Raw genomic sequence first — 17,256 nt, 5'->3', positions numbered from 1 at the left:
GGGCCAAAAGTCATGCCGGCTGCAGCTGCCGCACCGCACGTTGGCGCCCGGCACCGTGCAGCGCCCGCAGGCCATTAAGGATCGTGGCGAGATCCACCAGCTCCTGCAGGAGGGCACCGGTCACGGCCGGGATGTATCCCGTCATGGCGATGGCCATCAGGACAATGCTGAGTCCTATTCCCGTCCAGATGCTCACCAGGGCCACGGACACCGTCCGCTTTCCAATGGCCACGGCGAGGGCAACCTTGGACAGGTCATCGAGCATGACCACCACGTCCGCTGATTCACTGGCCGCCGTGGCACCCTTGGCACCCATCGCAATCCCCACGTCGGCCGCTGCCAGCACGGGAGCGTCGTTGACGCCGTCGCCTACCATCAGGACGGGCCGTTCCTTCAGGGCGGCAACGGTGGTGACCTTGTCTTCGGGGAGGCATTCCGCCTGGATCCTGCCGATTCCGGCTTCCCTGGCAATGTGCGCGGCCGTGGCATGGACGTCGCCGGTCAGCAGCATGGTGTGCCTGACGCCCAGGGCGTGAAGCCGGGCAAGCGTGTCCACCGCGTCGTGGCGCAACGGGTCTTTCATGACCAGGGCGCCGGCATATTCGCCGTCCACCCCCACGTAGACCGCCAGTTGGCCGGCGCGCAGGACAGCCTCCTGGAAACCCGTCGACAGACTTCCCACCAGGCCGGCTTTGCCCACCACCACCCGGTGACCCCCGCACTGGGCCTCCACCCCTTTCGTGGCACTTTCCGTTGCGTGCTGGACGGGCAGGAGATCAAGGCCGGCGGCTGTGGCGGCCTGGATCACGGAAGCTGCCAGCACGTGGGAGGAATATTGTTCGGCGGAGGCCGCCAGTTGGAGGATCCTGTCCGCGCCCAGGGCGAGACCCAGTCCTGGCGCCACCCGGAGTTCGTCCAGGACGGGCCGGCCCGAGGTCAGGGTTCCTGTCTTGTCAAAGACGGCTGTCCTGGCCTTTGCCAGCTGCTCAAGGGTGCGGGTGTTCTTGATGATGATGCCCTTGTGCGCGGCTTGGCTGGTCCCCGCCAGGAACGCCACTGGTGCGGCGATCAGGAGCGGGCAGGGCGTGGCAACCACCAGGACCTGCGCGAAGCGCAGTGCCTCTCCCGAGAGGAACCACCCCGTCGCCGCCATCAGCAACGCGAGCAGGGTGAACGGCACGGCGTAGCGGTCGGCGAGCCGGACCACGGGGGCGCGGCTGTTGGAAGCCTCTTCGACCAGGGCGATGATGCGGCTGTACTGGGAGTCGGCAGCGGTGGCTGCTGCCCGCACGCGAATGGCGGCCTCCCCGTTGACCGAGCCGCTGAGCAGCCCTTCCCCCCTGCTGCGCTCCACCGGCAGGCTTTCCCCGGTCAGCGATGACTCATCGAGAACCGCCGAGTCGGACAGGAGTTCGCCGTCGACCGGTACCAGCTCGGAGGGCCGGACCACCAGGACGTCCCCGGGAACAACGTCGCCGATCGGTACCTCCTCCAGCGCAGCCCCGGGGCCTTCCCGGTGGGCGAAGCGGGGTGCCCGGTCCAGGAGGGAGCGCAGTTCCCGGGCGGCGCGCCCCTGCGCGAAGTCCTCCAGCGCCTCTCCGCCGGTGAGCATCAGGATGACCACCAGCGCCGCAAGATACTCGCCCACGGCGACGGTACTGACGATTGCCATCAGGGCCAGGAGGTCGATTCCCCACCGCCCGGCACGCAACGACCGGACCATGCCCGCGGCGCGGACCAGCACGATCACGGCGGCATAGCCGGAAGCCAGGATACGGACCTGCAGGTCCAGCCCCGCCTGCAGCAGCACCAGCGTGAGCGCCAACGCCAGGCAGGTGAGGGCGACGCCGGGATACCGCCTGAGGACGTCCCACACCTTAGCCAGTGGCGCTTTTGGTGCGCTCCCGTCATCAGCGCTGCCCGGGCTTTCACCGATCCCGGCAGGCAGGGAAGTGGGCCTCCTCATTCAGCCCCCTTTCCGCAGCCGCCGGTAAGTGTTGTGCCACATAAGGCCGAACATAGCGGGGGGGCAGCCTGCCGGGCTAGGGCATTTGGGCCCCCGGCCTGTACCTGCTGCCCGCCGCGGGCATGACCTTCGACCCTGCCCCGGCGCCTCTGCCGCTGGCATGGTGAAGGCAGGAACGCCCGACCAGCCAGACCAGGAGCGCCGGATGAATTCCGTTTCCCCCTACGACACCGCCGGTCCTGCCGATTCTGATTCCCCGGCGGGCAGCGGCAGCGCTCAGGCAGACGTGCCGGCCTCGCAACCCTGGACCCTGGAGCGGTTCTTCGACGGAGCACCGGCAGCGTTTGAGCTCTACCACATGGCGGAGCGGATGGCGGCCGAACTTGGCCCGCACGAGGTGCGCGTCAGCAAGAGCCAGGTTTCCTTCCGCCGGCGGCGGGGTTACGCCTACTTATGGCGCCCCGGGATGTATGTGAAGTCCGCCGTTCCACTCGTCCTTTCCCTCGCGCTGCCACGCAACGTGGAGTCGCCCCGTTTCAAACAGGTGGCGAACCCGGCACCTGGCATGTGGATCCACCATCTGGAACTCACTGACAGCGGGCAACTGGATGCCGAGGTCCGCAATTGGATGCGCGAAGCGTACGGGGCCGCGGGCTGAGACACTGCCCTAGAGTCCTATGGCACTGTCAGCCTTCCAGTGGAAAGGCAAGGCTGGTGGCATGAATGACAATGGCCAGCAGCCGCACAGGGTCCACATCACCGAACAACCCGTGGCGGTGGTCCGGGAACGCGTCCCCATGGACTCCCTGACGGGCTTCTTCGACCGTGCCTTCGGTGCCGTGATGGCCGCCGTCCAGGCGCAGGGTGCCATCCCGGCCGGACCGCCCTTCGCGCTGTACCACGGCATGCCGGGAGCGTCGGTGGATGTGGAAGCAGGGTTTCCCATCCAGGGGAGCTTCCATGGAACCGGCGGGGTGACCAGCGGGATGCTTCCTGACACCGACGCCTTCGAAGCCATCCACACCGGGCCTTACGACCAGCTCGGGACCACGTACGACGCCATCAGGGAACACATGCGGGCCGAAGGCGCTACTCCCGGCAGCGACATGTGGGAGTACTACCTGTCCGACCCGCTGAAGCAGCCCGATCCCGCAACCTGGCAGACGCGCGTGGTCTGGCCGGTCGCCTAGGATCCCGGCCCCTGGCATTCCCTCAGCGACCTGATGGGCTGGCTTACGGGGCCTTTCGCCGGCTGAAGGTAAGATCCCAGGGCTGCGCGCCCCGGCCCGTTTCGGACCAGCCATCCCGGGTAATGTCCTGGCACAGCTGGTGAAGGCTCGCCTGCAGCCCTGGAGCCCAGGCTTCCTCGGGCGGCGTCGCGTTGAGTGGCGGACCGGGAAAGGTGTCGCTCACGTAGAGACGGCGGCCGTCGCTGGCCCTGGCCACGAACCGGAGCTGTGTCCGCCCGTACTGCGAGCCGAGGGTGTAGAGGATGCGCGCCCACCATGTGCGGGAGGCCGCGTCCTCCAGCTCAACGCCCAGCCGTTCCTCCCCGCCTGGGCTGCCGGTGCCACCGGCAGGGCCGGATTGCGGGCGTTCCTGTGTCATGTCTTCCTCCGGGTAAATCCGTACGCTTTCAGCTCCCCAGTCTTCCAAGGGCCGGATGGATGCGGCAGGGCCGTTTGTCACGGCATGGCCCGCTGGCATCTTCCGCGACCGGGATCAGGGACTTTGGTCCCTATAACACGGCATGGTCCTTTGAGAGGGTTGGTGGGGCCGGAAGTCGCACCGGGGCTGGGGTGTGCGTCCCGGTTTTGCTGGGCCGGGAGTCGGCCAGCCCGCCCCGGCGTCAATGACGACGCCGGACACGGCGGCATGACGCTTGAGGAGAACAAAGCATATGGCAGGTACGTTCGAACTGTTTGTTGATGAAGAGTCCCGGATCCGGTTCCGGATGGTGATGCCGGACGGCCACGTGCTGGCGGTTTCCGGCCAGTTCACCGACAAACGGGCGGCGGCCGCTGCCATAGAAGAGGTCCGGGAATGTGCCGGGACCGGCCTGATCCGGGACGTGGTGCTGCCGGCACCGGAAATTGTCCGTGCCTGCCCGCACCAGGCGCGCCACGCTGCGCGGCGCGGCGTACGCGTGTTGGGCTCCCTGGGCGCAGCCTGAGCAGGTACCGGGCCGGCCCCGCCTCACGGGACCACGCCGGTGCCCCGGTTCTAGAAGCCCGAGGAACTCCCGGAGCCCGAGAAGCTCCCGCCACTGCCGCCATACCCTGTGGTGCTGCCGCCGCCCCTGGCGGAGTTGACGCTGCTGACCCCGGTATTGAAGCCGGAGTTGAAGGTGGCCACCGAGAAGAACATGTAGGACGGGTACACCGTGCCCAGGATGCTCGGTTCGTAAATCCGCTGCCGGTGGTGGTCCAGGCCGCCATGGGCCGTCTCCATCTGCTCACGCATCATGGCGGCCTCACGCTCGTTCCTGGCGAAGCCCTGGATCACCGTCTCCGCATGGTTCTCCAACAGTTCCGAAAGCCGCGAGCGCGCTTCGTAGAGCCTGTCGAGCGCTGTTTCCGGACTGATCCGCCCCTCAGCAAGTTCCGCCGTCCACCGTTCAACCTCCCGGAGGCTTTCATCGCGGAAGGACCGCAGGGCGGTGGCCGTGGCCGAATCCCCCTGGCCGTGGCGCTTGGCAAGAAGCTGCTCCAGCCCTGCCAGGTCCTTGCGGAACGGTGCGAGTTGCCGGTCCCAGGCAGTGGGCCAGGTGCCGGCCCGGTTCAGCAGGGCATTGCTGTCGGCGATGACGTCATCCAGGGCATCCAGCTCGGCGGCACTCTCCGCGAACTGCCGGGCAAGCTTGAGGCTTTTCCTGCTGCTCAGCGACCGTTTCCCGAGCGTGTGAACCCGGTTGGACAGTTCCGTGGCAGCGGCATAGCGCTCCATGAAGGTGCGGTGCTTCTCGAGCACCTGGCTGCCGTAGCGCGAGGAACCGGGAATGGTGGACGCATTCAGCTCTGTGACGTCCAGATCCATGCTGACGTTGGAGTAACTGCGGTCTCCGCGATCAATCTGCCTTCGGCATGCTCCCCTGGTCACGGCACGCACGATCAGCCATGCCGCTGCCCCCAGCGCGGCGAGACCACCGGTTACCCATGCTGTTACCAGGAACGCGGTTGAGCGGTACCAGGGCTGGTTGATGAGTTCCGCGGCACGGCGGATTCCAGCCACCGTGCCGTCAGTCCACTGTGCGTCACGGAACAGTTCCTTTGTGGCGTCCTGGATGTCGCTGCGCTGCTCCAGCGATACTTTCCGGTCCTCGCCCATGTACGTGCCCACGTGGCGTCCCACGGGGTCGAGCGCGAAAATAAACAGGCCGTCGGCCCACTTTTGTCCGTCCGCGCTGATCCATTCGGGGTGCCTGGACCGGGCGAACCTGAGGACCTCCTCATTGAGGTTGTCCGCGGCCTTTCCGTTATACGTGAAGACTGCAACCTTCGTGGGCTCGTAGAACTGGATGCGTTCGACGGCGGGGAGCAGCGTTTTTTGGTCCAGCACCCCTGCCGTGTCCTCCACCACCACGGCTGAAGGAGCCACGGCGCTGGCGGCACCCCCGCTGCCCACGAGAAAGGCAGCCAGGGTAAGCAGCACCACCGCAATCCGTCCTGCCACGCTGACCATGTCCCTCCCGTTGCCTACAATCAGGATGGAACCAGGAAGCGGGCCCGCCAAAGGGGCTAAGGTCCCGCTGGTGACAGCTGTTCCAGGCAGGAGCGTGGCAGGTTGACGCGGGACCCAGGGTCTGTTGTTGCCGGTTACGACGGCTCGGCTGAGGCCGCGGCGGCCGTCCGCTGGGCGGCGCGGTATGCATGGGCCGCAAAGCGCCCCCTGCAGGTAGTGCACTGTTCCCTGTGGCCGCTGCTGACAAGGCACCTTGGTCCGGTTCCCGGCGTCTCGGGCAGCGGGTTGGAGCAGTCCGCCCAGGCCGTCCTCGACGAGGGGGTGGCGCAGGCGGTGGCGGAGGTACAAGGTGTCGGGATCAGGAGCAGCCTGGTTCACGGGCTGCCCGCGCAGCTTCTGGTGGACATGTCGGCCGGGGAACACCTGCTGGTCGTGGGAAGCCGCGGCCTGGGCGGCTTCCTCGGCCTTCTGGTGGGCTCCGTGAGCCTGGAACTGGCTGCAGCTGCAGCGTGCCCCGTCGCCGTGATCCGGCAGGACGCCCACCCGCAGGGACCGGTCCTGGCCGCCGTCGACTCCGCGGGCTCCCCCTCCGCACTGGCGGATGCCTGTGGCCTCGCCGTTGCCTGGCAGGCTCCCCTGAAGGTGGTTCACGTCCACCACGAACCGTCTGGCCACTTCCGCGCTGCACGCGGGCCTGGACCTGATCCGGAACAAGTCCTCAATGCCGCCCTGGCCCACGCAGCTTCCCTGGCACCGTCCGTTCCCGTCCACGGCACGCTGGTCCGGGACCATTCCGTCCCGCACGGCATCCTCGGCGCTGCCGGCGGGGCCCGGATTGTGGTGGTGGGTTCCCAGGGCAGCGGAATCCTGAGGGAGACCATCGGTTCAACCGCCCACGCGGTCCTGCACCGCGCCCCTGGACCGGTCCTCGTCTCGCGCCATGGCTGATGACCAGTGCCGGCTCCGGCAAGGGTGTCCTCCGCACGGCCGGCGGGATCTCCGCCTAAGCTGGGACCGTGACCCCTGTTCCCTCCCCCGGCCCGCTGGACGTCGTCGTCCATTCGGGGCCGGCGGACTGGTGGGTCATCCTCGCCGGGCTGGGACCGCTGGCCGTTCTCATCGCCGCGTTGCTGGCCTTCTACATCAACTGGCGTACGCTCAAGCAACGCACCGCGGCCGACAAGACCGCGCTGGACCAGAAGCGCGAAGCGGACGCCAACGCCCTGCAGCAGAAGACCGGGGCGGACAGCCGGGCGGAGTGGTGGCGCCGGACCCAGTGGGCGTTGGACCGGGCGCTGGATCCGGACGAAGGGACAAAGGCGCTCGGGCTGGCCACGTTGGAGGTGCTGGCGCGGAGCGAACTGGCCCGAAGGGAGGAGCTCGAGCTGTTCGATATCGCCTGGAAGAGCGTCGGCGGCGAAGAGAACGGCGACGAGCTTGAACCCGGGACTGACCCCGGACAGGAGAGCGGGTTCGTGGACGACGGCGGGAAGTTGGGCGAGAATGGAACGACGGAGAACGACAGTACCAAGGAGGTTGGACCATGAGCGCCACGTCGCCCGACCACGGTTATGTCCACGCTCCCCGTAGCGCCGCAGCCAAACCGGCCAGGAAAAAGACCACCCCTGCCGAGCACCGTGTGCAGGTCGCCGCGGCCAGGCTCCGCGTCACCCTCGATGAACGCTTGGGGCGCGAGACACCTGCCAGGACCAAGGCCCTGGCCAAGGAACCGATCTAGCCCGTTGCGTGGGCGTAGGGGTCGACGGCGGGTGGCAGGGTCCGGCGTGCAATGGCTGCGGTAATTCTCCGCTGCTCCGCCGACAGGCTGCTTCAGTGGAACTACCCGGCGCTGGTTGGACAGTTGGCGGCCTCGGGCAGGTTCCTGGAGCGCTGGCGCCTCGCCTCCTGCCCCGACCTCGAACCCGGAACTGAGGCCTGGCTCCTGCTGCAGGGCACCAATGATGCAGCGAGCGGACTCATTGGCCACGGTTGGATTTCCTCCGTTCCGTACCAGGCCGGCGCCGGGGGCGGCCCGGGTGCCTTGGAGTGGTTCGTGGCGGTGGTCTTCGACTCCCTGCTCCCGCTCGGTGAGCAGATCCGTCCGGGCATCCTTGACGCGGCAATTCCGGACGGCGGTTGGGTTGGGGCGGGCGGCCCGCCCCTGGTGACCGTGCCGCCGTCGTACGAACCTGTCCTGCGCCGGATGTGGCGGGACTACGGGCCGTCGGCGGCGGATCCTGCCGAAGTGGCACCCGGCACGTTGCCGCCGGAGGCCACCAGCGCTGTCCTGGTGAACCGGTGGGAGCGGGACGGCGATGCGCGCCGGGCCTGCCTGGCCTTCCACGGCACGTCCTGCGCCGCGTGCGGGTTCATGTTCGAATCCGCCTACGGCGGGCAAGCTGCGGACGCCATCGCCGTACACCACGTCGTTCCGCCGGCGATGCTTGACAGCGGTTACCAGCTCGACCCGATAGCCGACCTCATACCGCTCTGCCGGAACTGCCACACCGTGGCCCACGGCACCCATCCGCCGCGGACCCTGGCCGAACTCCGGAGCATGATCTCCGGCAGCGGCCATATCAGCGGCGGAGTGGTCAGCGACGCCGCCCTCCAGGCGCAGGAAGATGCCCGTCGGATCCTTCGCGGACCGGCGTAGGATCCAGGTGCCGGCGGTAAAATTGCAGGGATGACGTTGGCCGCACGTTCCCCCGGGGCGCTGCCCTTTGCACGGAGAGCCCGAAGTGTTATGCGCCGCGTCCCTGTGTGGACGTGGCGGCTCCTGATGCGCTCGGTCAGCGCCCGCGAACAGGCACGCTTCAATGCAGACCCCATCATCACCATCTCCTACACACACGACGTCGACTATGCCGGGGACGGGCTCCGCTCCCACCGCCTCGATGTGCTTGCGCCGCTGGGGGTGCCACCCGCACCTGGCGGCCTGCTTCCGGTCTACGTCTATTTCCACGGCGGCGGCTGGACGTCCGGGGACAAGGCGGCGCTCACCAAGTACTGCGCCAACCAGGTGCTGGGCGGGATGGTGGTGGTCAACGTCAACTACCGGCAGGCACCCAGGTTCCACATGGGACACGTGCTTGAGGATGCCAACGCCGCCCTGGCCTGGGTTGCAGCCAACATCACGGATTACGGCGGGGATCCCGGCCGCCTGGTATTGGGAGGCGACTCGGCCGGCGGCCAGATTGCCGCCCTGCTGACCGCCGCAACCCTGCGCCCGGAACTGGCGGCGCACTACTCCCTGAAGCCGGCCGTTGCCGCGGCGCACCTGAAAGGGCTGGTGCAGCACTGCAGCGTGGTGGATTTCTCGGTCTTCTTCGAAGCAGGCTTTGTCCTCAGCCTCAACTTCGTCCGCATGCTCGTGCCGGCCGCCGCCAACGCGACGGGTCCGGCGGCAACAGAGCTGCCTCCGGCAGGCGGCAGGAGGCTGCCCACGGCACACAGGGCAGGTGCGCGCCTGATGGAGGCCGCAGCGTTCCTGTCCCCCATCGAATGGCTGGACGGGAGCCACCCGCCTGTGTTCGTCACCACCTCGGAGCGGGACTACTTCTACCAGGCGAACCTGAATTTCATGGACCGGCTTCGGCAGCACGACGTTCCCGTGGATGCCCTGATCTACCCCTGGGACAGCGCGAACACCGAGCACACCTGGCAACAGGATTACCACTATCCGGAATCCCAGGAAGTGTACCGGCGCCTGCACGCCTTTGTCCGCGGCGTGGCCTGACACAAGCCGGGCAGGCTGCCCGCTCCGGCGGAGGTCAACGTGGACTATGTTGGGACCATGGCGGATCCGGACCAGGCGGAATACGGGGTCAACCCCGACGAGTTCGGTTCCGCCCTCGTCGACGCCGCCGCACTGCTGGACGCCCAGTTGGGCGACGTCGACTGGTTCTTGCCGCCGCCGGGCGCGGCCCACCGCACCATCGACGTTCCCAGCGGGAAACTCGCCGCCATGTCGCTGGGCAACCCCCACGATCCCGGCGTCGTCCTTGTACCGGGTGCCACAGGTTCCAAAGAGGACTTTTCGCTCATGATGCCCGACCTCGCGGACGCGGGCTACTTTGTTCTGAGCTACGACCTGGCAGGCCAGTACCAATCAGCGGCAGCGGGACCGGAGAACCTGGTCCCTCCCCGGAAGCACTACGATTACCGGCTGTTCGTGGACGACTTCCTGGCGGTCCTGGAATCCACCACCACCCCTGTGCACGTGGTGGGCTATTCCTTCGCAGGCATCATCGCGCAGCTGGCGTACCTGGAACGGCCGGAGCTCTTCAGGTCCCTGACCCTGCTCAGCTGCCCGCCGGAGACGGGGCACAGCTTCAGGGGCGTCAGCCGCATCGGCCGCTTCAGCACCTGGGTGAACGGCAGGGCCGGCGCCGCCCTGCTGATCTGGGGGATCCGGAGCGGCAGGGTAGCCCACGTACCTGCGGGGCGGCAGCGGTTCGTGGACCACCGGTTCCGCTTCACGCGGCGGGAATCCGTGCGCGACATCTACACCCTGATGCAGGAAGTTCCGGATGTCAGGCAGCAGCTGGCGGAGGCACCCCTGCCCAAGTTTGTTGCAGTGGGCGAGCACGACCTGTGGCCGCTTCAACTGCACCGCCTGTTCGCCCAGGCCATCCGGGCCCGGATCGGTGTCTACCGGGGTGGCCACAGCCCCTGTGAAACGTCACCGCACGAGTTCAGCCGCGACCTCCTGGCCCTCTACGCCAAGGCGGAGGAGGGGTAACCGCTCAGGGTTGCAGCCGCCAGCGGGAACGTTCGCGCCGGCGGCGCAGGGGTGGTTGGTAGTGGAATTCGACACGGAACGTGACGACCGACAGCACAAGCCGGTGCCGGAAAGCGGCCCAGCTGGTAAAGGGGCGCGCGGAGACGCCCACCTTCAGCGCTGGATCGTAGATCACGTCCATGTCCGGCCGGAGCCGGTAGGAGATGTCCAGGTCGTCGTGGACCAGCGCGTTGTCCCGGACCACATCCGCCCGGATGCCGGCCCACACTTCCCGCCGGAGCGCGAAGTTCGATCCGTAAACGGGAGGATGCCCCAGCAGGTAGCCAATCAGGCCGAAGTAGCCGCCCTGCAGCAGGCACCGGCCGGCCAGCCGCGCCGGGGCGTTCCCGCCGCGAAAGACCCCCGGCCCGGTCACGGCAGTGAGGGGCGGGGCGGCCGCGAGGGTCCGCTCGATGCGCTCCAGCCAGTCCACGGGCGGGCGGGAGTCGGTGTCCAGCCTGGCGATGATTGCACCCGCTGCCGCATCGAACCCGGCGGCGGCCGTTGCCGGGATGCCCTGCAGATGCACCGGGAGGCGATGGACGCCCGCGGCGGCGCAGACGGCAGCGGTATCGTCCGTACTGGAGTTGTCCACCACGATGATTTCGTCAGCGGGCCTGGTCTGCGCAGCCAGGAGGGCCAGGCATGCCCTCAGCTCGCCGGCATCGTTGTGCGTCGGTATGACGACGGAGATCGGCGTGGCGGCATCCATACCGGGCAGCCTACCGGCGCCTGCGCCATGCCGGCACTGTTTCTGCCCAGTCTTGAGGGTGCGCGGCATTTTATGCATCATTCACGGCGTCACGGCCCACCCTTGACACCTGCAAAACGTTTTGCCTATAGTGATGCACACAACATACAAAACGTTTTGCAAAGGGATGCAGTCGATGGCGACCAAGGTAAACATCAGGGACGTGGCGAAAGCGGCCGGCGTCTCCGTAACCACCGTGTCGCATGCCCTGAGCGACACCCACAGCTCACGGGTCAACGCACGCACCGTTGAGCACATCAAGGCGGTGGCCGAAGAACTCGGCTACGCCCCCAACCGCCTGGCCAGCGGGCTGCGCAACCAGCGCTCCCGGATCCTGGGCCTGGTCAGCGACGAAATCACCACCACCCCTTTCGCCGGCGCCATGATCCAGGGCGCCCAGGACGCCGCCTCCGAGCACGGACACCTGCTCATGGTGGTCAACTCAGGCCTCGACAACGAACTTGAGCGCCAGGAGATCCGTGCCCTGCAGCAGCACCAGGTGGACGGCGTCATCTATGCCCGCATGTTCCACCAGCCGATTTCCGTGCCGGGCGAGCTCGATGGCCTTCCCACTGTGGTGCTGGATGCGGCTACGGACGATCCCCGGTTCTCCTCGGTGGTGCCGGACGAGTTTGGCGCCGGTGAATCCGCAGCAAAGCTCCTCGCAGCGGCAGGCCACCGCAGGATTGCCATGATCAACAATGAAGACGACATTCCCGCCGCGCATGGAAGGCTGGCAGGTTTCCGGGCCGGGCTGGAGCACCATGGCCTGGACCTGGCGGATGGCCGGCTGGCCACCGGGCACCCCAGCGCGGGAGGAGGCAGGGACGCAGCATTCCGGCTGCTGTCCCAAGCGGACCGGCCCACAGCGCTGTTCTGCTTCAACGACCAGATGGCCATGGGTGCCTACCAGGCCGCCGGCCACCTTGGCCTGACGATCCCCGACGACCTCTCCGTCGTCGGCGTCGACAACCTTGAGCTTATCTCCGGCAGCCTGTGGCCAGGCCTGTCCACCATGGCGCTCCCCCACTACGAGATGGGCCGGTGGGCTGTCCTCCAGCTGCTCGCCGAGCTCGAGGATCCGCAGACTCCCCGGGTCCGCGAAACCATCGACTGCCCGCTCGTGGCCCGGGATTCGGTCGCCCCTCCCCGGGACTGATACCCCGGGCAGTCACCGACGGGCAGACGCCACGCGCCACACCATCACTGTCCCAACTAAAACGGGAACGCAGCCGTTGCAGCGGCCGCGTTCCCTGCAGGACCCTCCATCAATCCCCGCTGTCCAAGCAGAAAGACTGACCCATGAACAAGAAGTTCACGAAGATCCTGGCGACCAGCATAGCTGCCGCCGCCCTCACCGCCAGCCTCGCCGGTTGCGGCAAGGGCAGCGCCTCCTCCTCCACGGAAGGATCCGGCGAAATTGCCCTGTGGACCCACAACGCCGGAAACCCCGATGAGCTGGCCGCCGTCCAGAAGATCGTGGATTCCTACAACGGCAGCCAGGACAAGGTGAAGATCAAGGTCCAGGCCTTCCCCCAGGACTCGTACAACGACTCGGTGGTATCCGCGGCTGCGGCCGGCAAGCTGCCCTGCCTCGTGGACATCGACGGCCCGAACGTTCCCAACTGGGCGTGGGCCGGCTACCTTAAACCCCTCGCACTGGGGGCGGACCTTTCCAAGCAGCTGCCCAGCACCGTGGCTCAATGGGATGGAAAGGCCTACGCGGTTGGCTACTACGACGTGGCCCTGGCCATGATGGCCCGCGCCTCGGACCTGAAGGCCGCCGGGGTCCGGGCCGCCACCATCGAACAGCCCTGGACCAGGGAAGAGTTCCAGGACGCCCTCACCAAGCTCAAGGCCCTGGGCAAATGGGATTACCCCCTGGACCTGGGCACCGCCGGGACCGGCGAATGGCTTCCCTATGCATACTCCCCCTTCCTGCAGTCCTTCGGCGGCGACCTGGTGAACCGGGACGGTTTCCAGAGCGCGGAGGGCGTGCTGAACGGTGACAAGGCTGTGCAGTGGGCGGACTGGTTCCGCGGACTGGCAGACCAGGGCTTCATGGCCAAGAAGAGCGGCAAGGATTCCACCCAGGATTTCCTGAACAACAAGAGCGCGATCGTGTACACCGGATCCTGGGCGGCGGACAAGGCCAAGGCAGCTCTCGGCGATGACCTGGTGGTCATGCCGCCGGTGGACCTGGGCAAGGGCCCCAAGATCGGGGGCGCGTCCTGGCAGTGGGGCGTGACCAGCGGCTGCAGCAACTCCGAAGCGGCCATGGACTACCTGACCTATTCGCTGAAGCCGGAAAACGTCGCCGCAGTGGCCAAGGCCACCGGCGCCATTCCTGCCAGTAACGAGGCGGCCGCCCAGATCCCGGCCTTCGCCGAGGGCGGTGCCAACCGGATCTTCATGGACTTCTCCCGCGAGTACGCCGTGATGAGGCCCGAAACCCCCGCCTACCCCTTCATCGCCACCGAATTCGGGAAGGCCACCCAGGACATCCTCAACGGAGCCGACGCCAAGTCCACCCTGGACAAGGCCGTGAAGGCGATCGACGCCAACATCAAGTCCAACGGCGGCTACCAGAAATAGCCGGAACCGTGGGAGCCCTGCACCCAGCCCGTGCGGGGCTCCCACGCCCGATCATCGGAGATTCCCATGGCAACTGTTCCCCTCCCCACCCGTCCCCGCGTTCCGGACACTCAGCACGCCGCCCCGCCGCCGTCGGACGCCACAAACAGCGCACGGCGCCGTCCCGGTTTCCGCCGCGAGCAGCTCAGCGGCTGGGGCATGATTGCCCCCGCAGCAGTGCTCCTGCTGGCCTTTGTCTTCATCCCCGCGATCCTGGGCTTCGGTCTGGCCTTCACCAACGCCAGGCTCATCTCACCCCGTCCCATTGAATTCGTGGGACTGGACAACTTCGCGAGGCTCTTCACCGACCCCACGTTCTACCGCGCCCTGCTCAACGTCGCCTACTTCACCGTGGTGATCGTCCCGGTGCAGTCCGGCCTCGCCCTGGTGATGGCGCTGCTGATCAACAAGAAGTTCCGCGGCGTGAATTTCTTCCGCACCGTCTACTTCCTGCCGGTGGTCACCTCCATGGTGGTCGTTTCACTGCTGTGGCTGTTCATGTACCGCAAGGACGGCCTCATCAACGAAATCCTCTCCACCGTCAGCTTCGGCCTGGTCAGCGGACCGGACTGGCTGGGCGACCCGAACACCGCGATGCCGGCCATCATTGTCCTGTCCATCTGGCAGGCGGCGGGCTTCCACATGATCATCTGGCTGGCCGGGCTGCAGGGCATCTCGGGCGAGCTGTACGAGGCATCACAGCTGGACGGAACCAGCCGGTGGCAGCAGTTCCGGTACGTCACCTGGCCGGGCCTCTTCCACACCCGCAGCCTGGTGCTGGTCACCATCACCATCCAGGCACTGGGACTGTTCGACCAGATCAGCGTGATGACGCAGGGCGGGCCGATGGATTCGACCACCACCATCGTCTACGAGGCCGTCCGCTCCGGCTACCGGCAGCAGGAAACGTCCTACGCCTCCGCCATATCACTGGTGTTCTTCGTCCTGGTACTGATCGTCTCCGCGGTGCAGCGCCACCTCACCCGGGAGAAAGACTGACATGAAAAACCAACTGCTCCTCAAGAACGCCGGCACCATGCTGGTGCGCCTCCTCTTCGCCGTCACCGCCGCCTTCCCCATCGTCTTCATGCTGGTGTCCTCACTGAAGCCGGACCAGCAGATCTTCGGCGACATGTCCTCACTCGCCGCGTTCCTGCCGGTCGGCAACATCTCCTTCGACAACTACGCCGCCGTCTTCGACCGGGTCCCGGCCGCCCGCTTCCTCCTCAATTCCGTGGGCGTCTCCGCCGTCACCGTGGTCCTGGGGATCTTCGTCAACAGCCTGTGCGCCTTCGCGCTGTCCCGCATGCAGGTGCGCGGCAGGAAGATCGTGTTCACCACGATCCTGGCCACCCTGATTGTTCCGTTCCAGACCCTCGCCCTGCCGCTGGTGTGGTGGGTCAACCAGCTCCCCTATTTCGAGCTGAACGGCTTCAGCCTCGAATTCTCCAAGGGCTGGCTGGACACCTACCAGGTCCAGATCATCCCGTTCATCGCCAACGCCTTCTCCATCTACCTGTTCCACCAGTACTTCGAATCCATTCCCAAAGAACTGGATGAGGCCGCGCGGATCGACGGTGCCGGCTGGTTCAAGATCTATCGCCAAGTGGTGATGCCTCTGGCAGGTCCCGCGACCGCGACGGTGGCCATCCTGACCTTCCTGCCGGCGTGGAACTCCTACCTCTGGCCGCTCATGGTGGTCCAGTCCGAGGAGCTGCGGCCCGTCATGATCGGCATCCAGTACTTCTTCCAGCTGAACGTTTCCTGGGGCGAGGTGATGGCGTACGCGTCCCTCATCACCGTCCCTGTGGTGGTGCTCTTCATCGCGTTCCAGCGTTCATTCGTCAACAGCATCGCCTCCAGCGGCGTGAAGGGCTGACCCATGGCTTCACTTACGACGGCGGCCGACGCCCCGGCAGTTGCCGGGACGGACCGTTTCCGGCCCCAGTGGCACTTCTCGGCCCGGCGCAACTGGCTCAACGATCCCAACGGGCTCATTTACCTCAACGGCACCTACCACCTCTTCTACCAGCACAACCCCTACGGCGCCGACTGGGGCAACATGTCCTGGGGCCACGCCACGTCGCAGGACCTGCTGTACTGGGACGAGCAGCCGGTCGCCATCCCCTGTGACGACCAGGAGGCCATTTTTTCCGGCTCGGCGGTGTTTGACAGGTACAACACCAGCGGCCTGGGCACGCCAGACATTCCGCCGCTCGTCGCCATCTACACCAGTGCCTACAGCGACGCCTCACCGCTGGCAGGCCGCCAGGCGCAGTCCCTCGCCTACAGCCTGGACGAGGGCAGGACGTGGACGAAGTACCACGGCAATCCCGTCCTGGACCGGGCGTCGGCGGAGTTCCGGGACCCCAAGGTTTTTTGGTACGACGGCGGCGCAGGGAGTTACTGGGTGATGGTCGCCGTGGAGGCGGTCCAGCGGCAGGTGGTGCTGTACAAGTCGGCCGATCTCAAGGCCTGGGAGTTCCTGAGCACCTTCGGGCCAGCCAACGCTACGGGCGGGGTCTGGGAGTGCCCGGACCTCTTCGAGCTGCCCATCGACGGCGACCCGGCAGACACGCGGTGGGTCCTTGTGGTGAACATCAACCCGGGAGGCATCGCCGGCGGCTCCGCAGGACAGTACTTTATCGGAGAGTTCGACGGCGAGGTGTTCCGGTCCGGATCGACCGTCACCGAGGGGCTCCAGGAGGACGGCTCGCGCATGCGCGAGTACGGCTGGCTGGACTGGGGCCGGGACTACTATGCGGCAGTATCATTCAGCAACGTGCCGGACGGACGCCGCATCATGATCGGGTGGATGAACAACTGGGACTACGCCGCTGCCACGCCCACCGGAGGCTGGCGGAGCGCCATGTCGCTGCCGCGGGAAGTCTCGCTGACCCGGGTGGGCGGCATGCCGGTACTTCGGCAGCACGCCGTCGACCCGTTTACCGGGACGGGCTCCCCCTGGGTGCGGCTGGGCCCGCAGGCGCTGGCCGCAGGAGTTCTGCCGGTCGCGGGACCAGCGGAGGTGGCGCGGATCGACGTGGAGTTCCAACCGGGTACCGCTGGGAGGGTGGGGCTGATGGTGCGGATGTCCGGGGCTGAACGGACCCTGATCAGCTACGACGTGGCCCTGGGAACCCTGAGTCTGGACCGCCGGGAGTCGGGGCAGGTTGATTTCCACGGTGCGTTCCCTTCGGTGGAAACCGTGGCGGTACCGCTCCGCGACGGCCGCCTCCGGCTGCAGGTCTTCCTTGACCGCTGCTCCGTGGAGGTCTTCGCCCAGGACGGGCTCGCCACCATCACGGACCTGGTGTTCCCGTCCGGGGCGGCCACGGCGCTTGCGATCTTCGCCCAGGGTGAGGGCGCGCACCTCGTGGGATTCGACGTCGTCGGGCCCTGATCCCTGCACTTCCCGAACCCGACCATCAGGACTACGAT

At 67.0% G+C, this 17,256-nt stretch carries 18 protein-coding genes; 14 read left to right on the top strand and 4 right to left on the bottom strand.

The genetic code is table 11. The features are described 5' to 3' along the window. Positions 1–10 precede the first annotated feature (10 nt). The gene (locus tag RM50_RS06715; RefSeq protein WP_043451103.1) at positions 11–1,966 is read right to left on the bottom strand and encodes a heavy metal translocating P-type ATPase; all 1,956 of its coding nucleotides are present in this window, start codon (positions 1,964–1,966) and stop codon (positions 11–13) included. Between the two features lie 205 nt (positions 1,967–2,171). On the opposite strand from RM50_RS06715, the gene RM50_RS21065 reads away from it, so the two are divergent. Beyond that, positions 2,172–2,624, top strand: a complete 453-nt coding sequence (locus RM50_RS21065; protein ID WP_240471901.1) for a DUF5655 domain-containing protein — start codon at positions 2,172–2,174, stop codon at positions 2,622–2,624. Between the two features lie 61 nt (positions 2,625–2,685). Next, complete coding sequence (locus RM50_RS06705; protein WP_043451164.1) at positions 2,686–3,156, top strand: GyrI-like domain-containing protein; 471 nt, start codon at positions 2,686–2,688, stop codon at positions 3,154–3,156. 43 nt (positions 3,157–3,199) lie between these two features. On the opposite strand, the gene RM50_RS06700 is transcribed toward RM50_RS06705, so the two are convergent. Beyond that, a complete protein-coding gene (locus tag RM50_RS06700; protein WP_052260010.1) occupies positions 3,200–3,574 on the bottom strand; it encodes a hypothetical protein in 375 nt (124 codons plus the stop codon). Positions 3,575–3,866: 292 nt separating this feature from the next. On the opposite strand from RM50_RS06700, the gene RM50_RS06695 reads away from it, so the two are divergent. After that, the gene (locus tag RM50_RS06695) at positions 3,867–4,139 is read left to right on the top strand and encodes a YegP family protein (RefSeq protein WP_043451101.1); all 273 of its coding nucleotides are present in this window, start codon (positions 3,867–3,869) and stop codon (positions 4,137–4,139) included. Positions 4,140–4,189: 50 nt separating this feature from the next. On the opposite strand, the gene RM50_RS06690 is transcribed toward RM50_RS06695, so the two are convergent. Next, positions 4,190–5,647, bottom strand: coding sequence for a DUF5129 domain-containing protein (locus RM50_RS06690; protein WP_043451100.1), 1,458 nt, complete (start codon positions 5,645–5,647; stop codon positions 4,190–4,192). A 102-nt stretch (positions 5,648–5,749) separates the two neighbouring features. Between RM50_RS06690 and RM50_RS06685 the strand changes: the two genes are divergently transcribed. The 6 genes from RM50_RS06685 to RM50_RS06660 all read left to right on the top strand — a co-directional run bounded on the left by RM50_RS06685 (position 5,750) and on the right by RM50_RS06660 (position 10,391). Continuing rightward, complete coding sequence (locus RM50_RS06685; protein WP_043451098.1) at positions 5,750–6,595, top strand: universal stress protein; 846 nt, start codon at positions 5,750–5,752, stop codon at positions 6,593–6,595. Between the two features lie 68 nt (positions 6,596–6,663). Continuing rightward, entirely contained in the window at positions 6,664–7,194 is a 531-nt protein-coding gene (locus tag RM50_RS06680; protein WP_043451097.1) for a hypothetical protein, read from the top strand. Further along, positions 7,191–7,385 (top strand): hypothetical protein, encoded by a 195-nt coding sequence (locus RM50_RS06675; protein ID WP_043451095.1) that lies wholly within the window; start codon positions 7,191–7,193, stop codon positions 7,383–7,385. The genes RM50_RS06680 and RM50_RS06675 overlap by 4 nt, the downstream gene beginning before the upstream one ends. A 51-nt stretch (positions 7,386–7,436) precedes the next feature. Further along, on the top strand, positions 7,437–8,303 hold the full coding sequence (locus RM50_RS06670) for an HNH endonuclease (protein WP_043451093.1): 867 nt from the start codon (positions 7,437–7,439) through the stop codon (positions 8,301–8,303). A gap of 90 nt (positions 8,304–8,393) precedes the next feature. Continuing rightward, positions 8,394–9,386 carry an alpha/beta hydrolase gene (locus RM50_RS06665; protein WP_240471900.1) on the top strand — a complete coding sequence of 331 codons (993 nt, stop codon included), beginning with the start codon at positions 8,394–8,396 and terminating at the stop codon, positions 9,384–9,386. Between the two features lie 57 nt (positions 9,387–9,443). Beyond that, complete coding sequence (locus RM50_RS06660; RefSeq protein WP_043451091.1) at positions 9,444–10,391, top strand: alpha/beta fold hydrolase; 948 nt, start codon at positions 9,444–9,446, stop codon at positions 10,389–10,391. Between the two features lie 4 nt (positions 10,392–10,395). Here the strand turns inward: RM50_RS06660 and RM50_RS06655 are convergent, their stop codons facing one another. Then, positions 10,396–11,142 carry a glycosyltransferase family 2 protein gene (locus tag RM50_RS06655; RefSeq protein ID WP_043451089.1) on the bottom strand — a complete coding sequence of 249 codons (747 nt, stop codon included), beginning with the start codon at positions 11,140–11,142 and terminating at the stop codon, positions 10,396–10,398. Between the two features lie 175 nt (positions 11,143–11,317). Between RM50_RS06655 and RM50_RS06650 the strand changes: the two genes are divergently transcribed. From RM50_RS06650 to RM50_RS06630, 5 genes are all read left to right on the top strand, one after another. After that, positions 11,318–12,340 (top strand): LacI family DNA-binding transcriptional regulator, encoded by a 1,023-nt coding sequence (locus RM50_RS06650; protein WP_043451087.1) that lies wholly within the window; start codon positions 11,318–11,320, stop codon positions 12,338–12,340. Between the two features lie 143 nt (positions 12,341–12,483). After that, entirely contained in the window at positions 12,484–13,776 is a 1,293-nt protein-coding gene (locus RM50_RS06645; RefSeq protein ID WP_043451085.1) for a sugar ABC transporter substrate-binding protein, read from the top strand. Between the two features lie 66 nt (positions 13,777–13,842). Beyond that, positions 13,843–14,814 (top strand): carbohydrate ABC transporter permease, encoded by a 972-nt coding sequence (locus RM50_RS06640; RefSeq protein WP_043451084.1) that lies wholly within the window; start codon positions 13,843–13,845, stop codon positions 14,812–14,814. 1 nt (position 14,815) lies between these two features. Further along, positions 14,816–15,694 (top strand): carbohydrate ABC transporter permease, encoded by an 879-nt coding sequence (locus RM50_RS06635; protein WP_043451082.1) that lies wholly within the window; start codon positions 14,816–14,818, stop codon positions 15,692–15,694. 3 nt (positions 15,695–15,697) lie between these two features. Beyond that, the gene (locus RM50_RS06630; RefSeq protein WP_043451080.1) at positions 15,698–17,218 is read left to right on the top strand and encodes a glycoside hydrolase family 32 protein; all 1,521 of its coding nucleotides are present in this window, start codon (positions 15,698–15,700) and stop codon (positions 17,216–17,218) included. Positions 17,219–17,256 lie beyond the last annotated feature (38 nt).

It is taken from the genome of Pseudarthrobacter phenanthrenivorans, from assembly GCF_000813845.1.
In the GTDB taxonomy this organism is placed as follows: Bacteria; Actinomycetota; Actinomycetes; order Actinomycetales; family Micrococcaceae; genus Arthrobacter; species Arthrobacter phenanthrenivorans_B.
The sequence above is the reverse complement of the archived record's forward strand: the minus strand, read 5'-3'. Positions and strand labels throughout refer to the sequence as shown.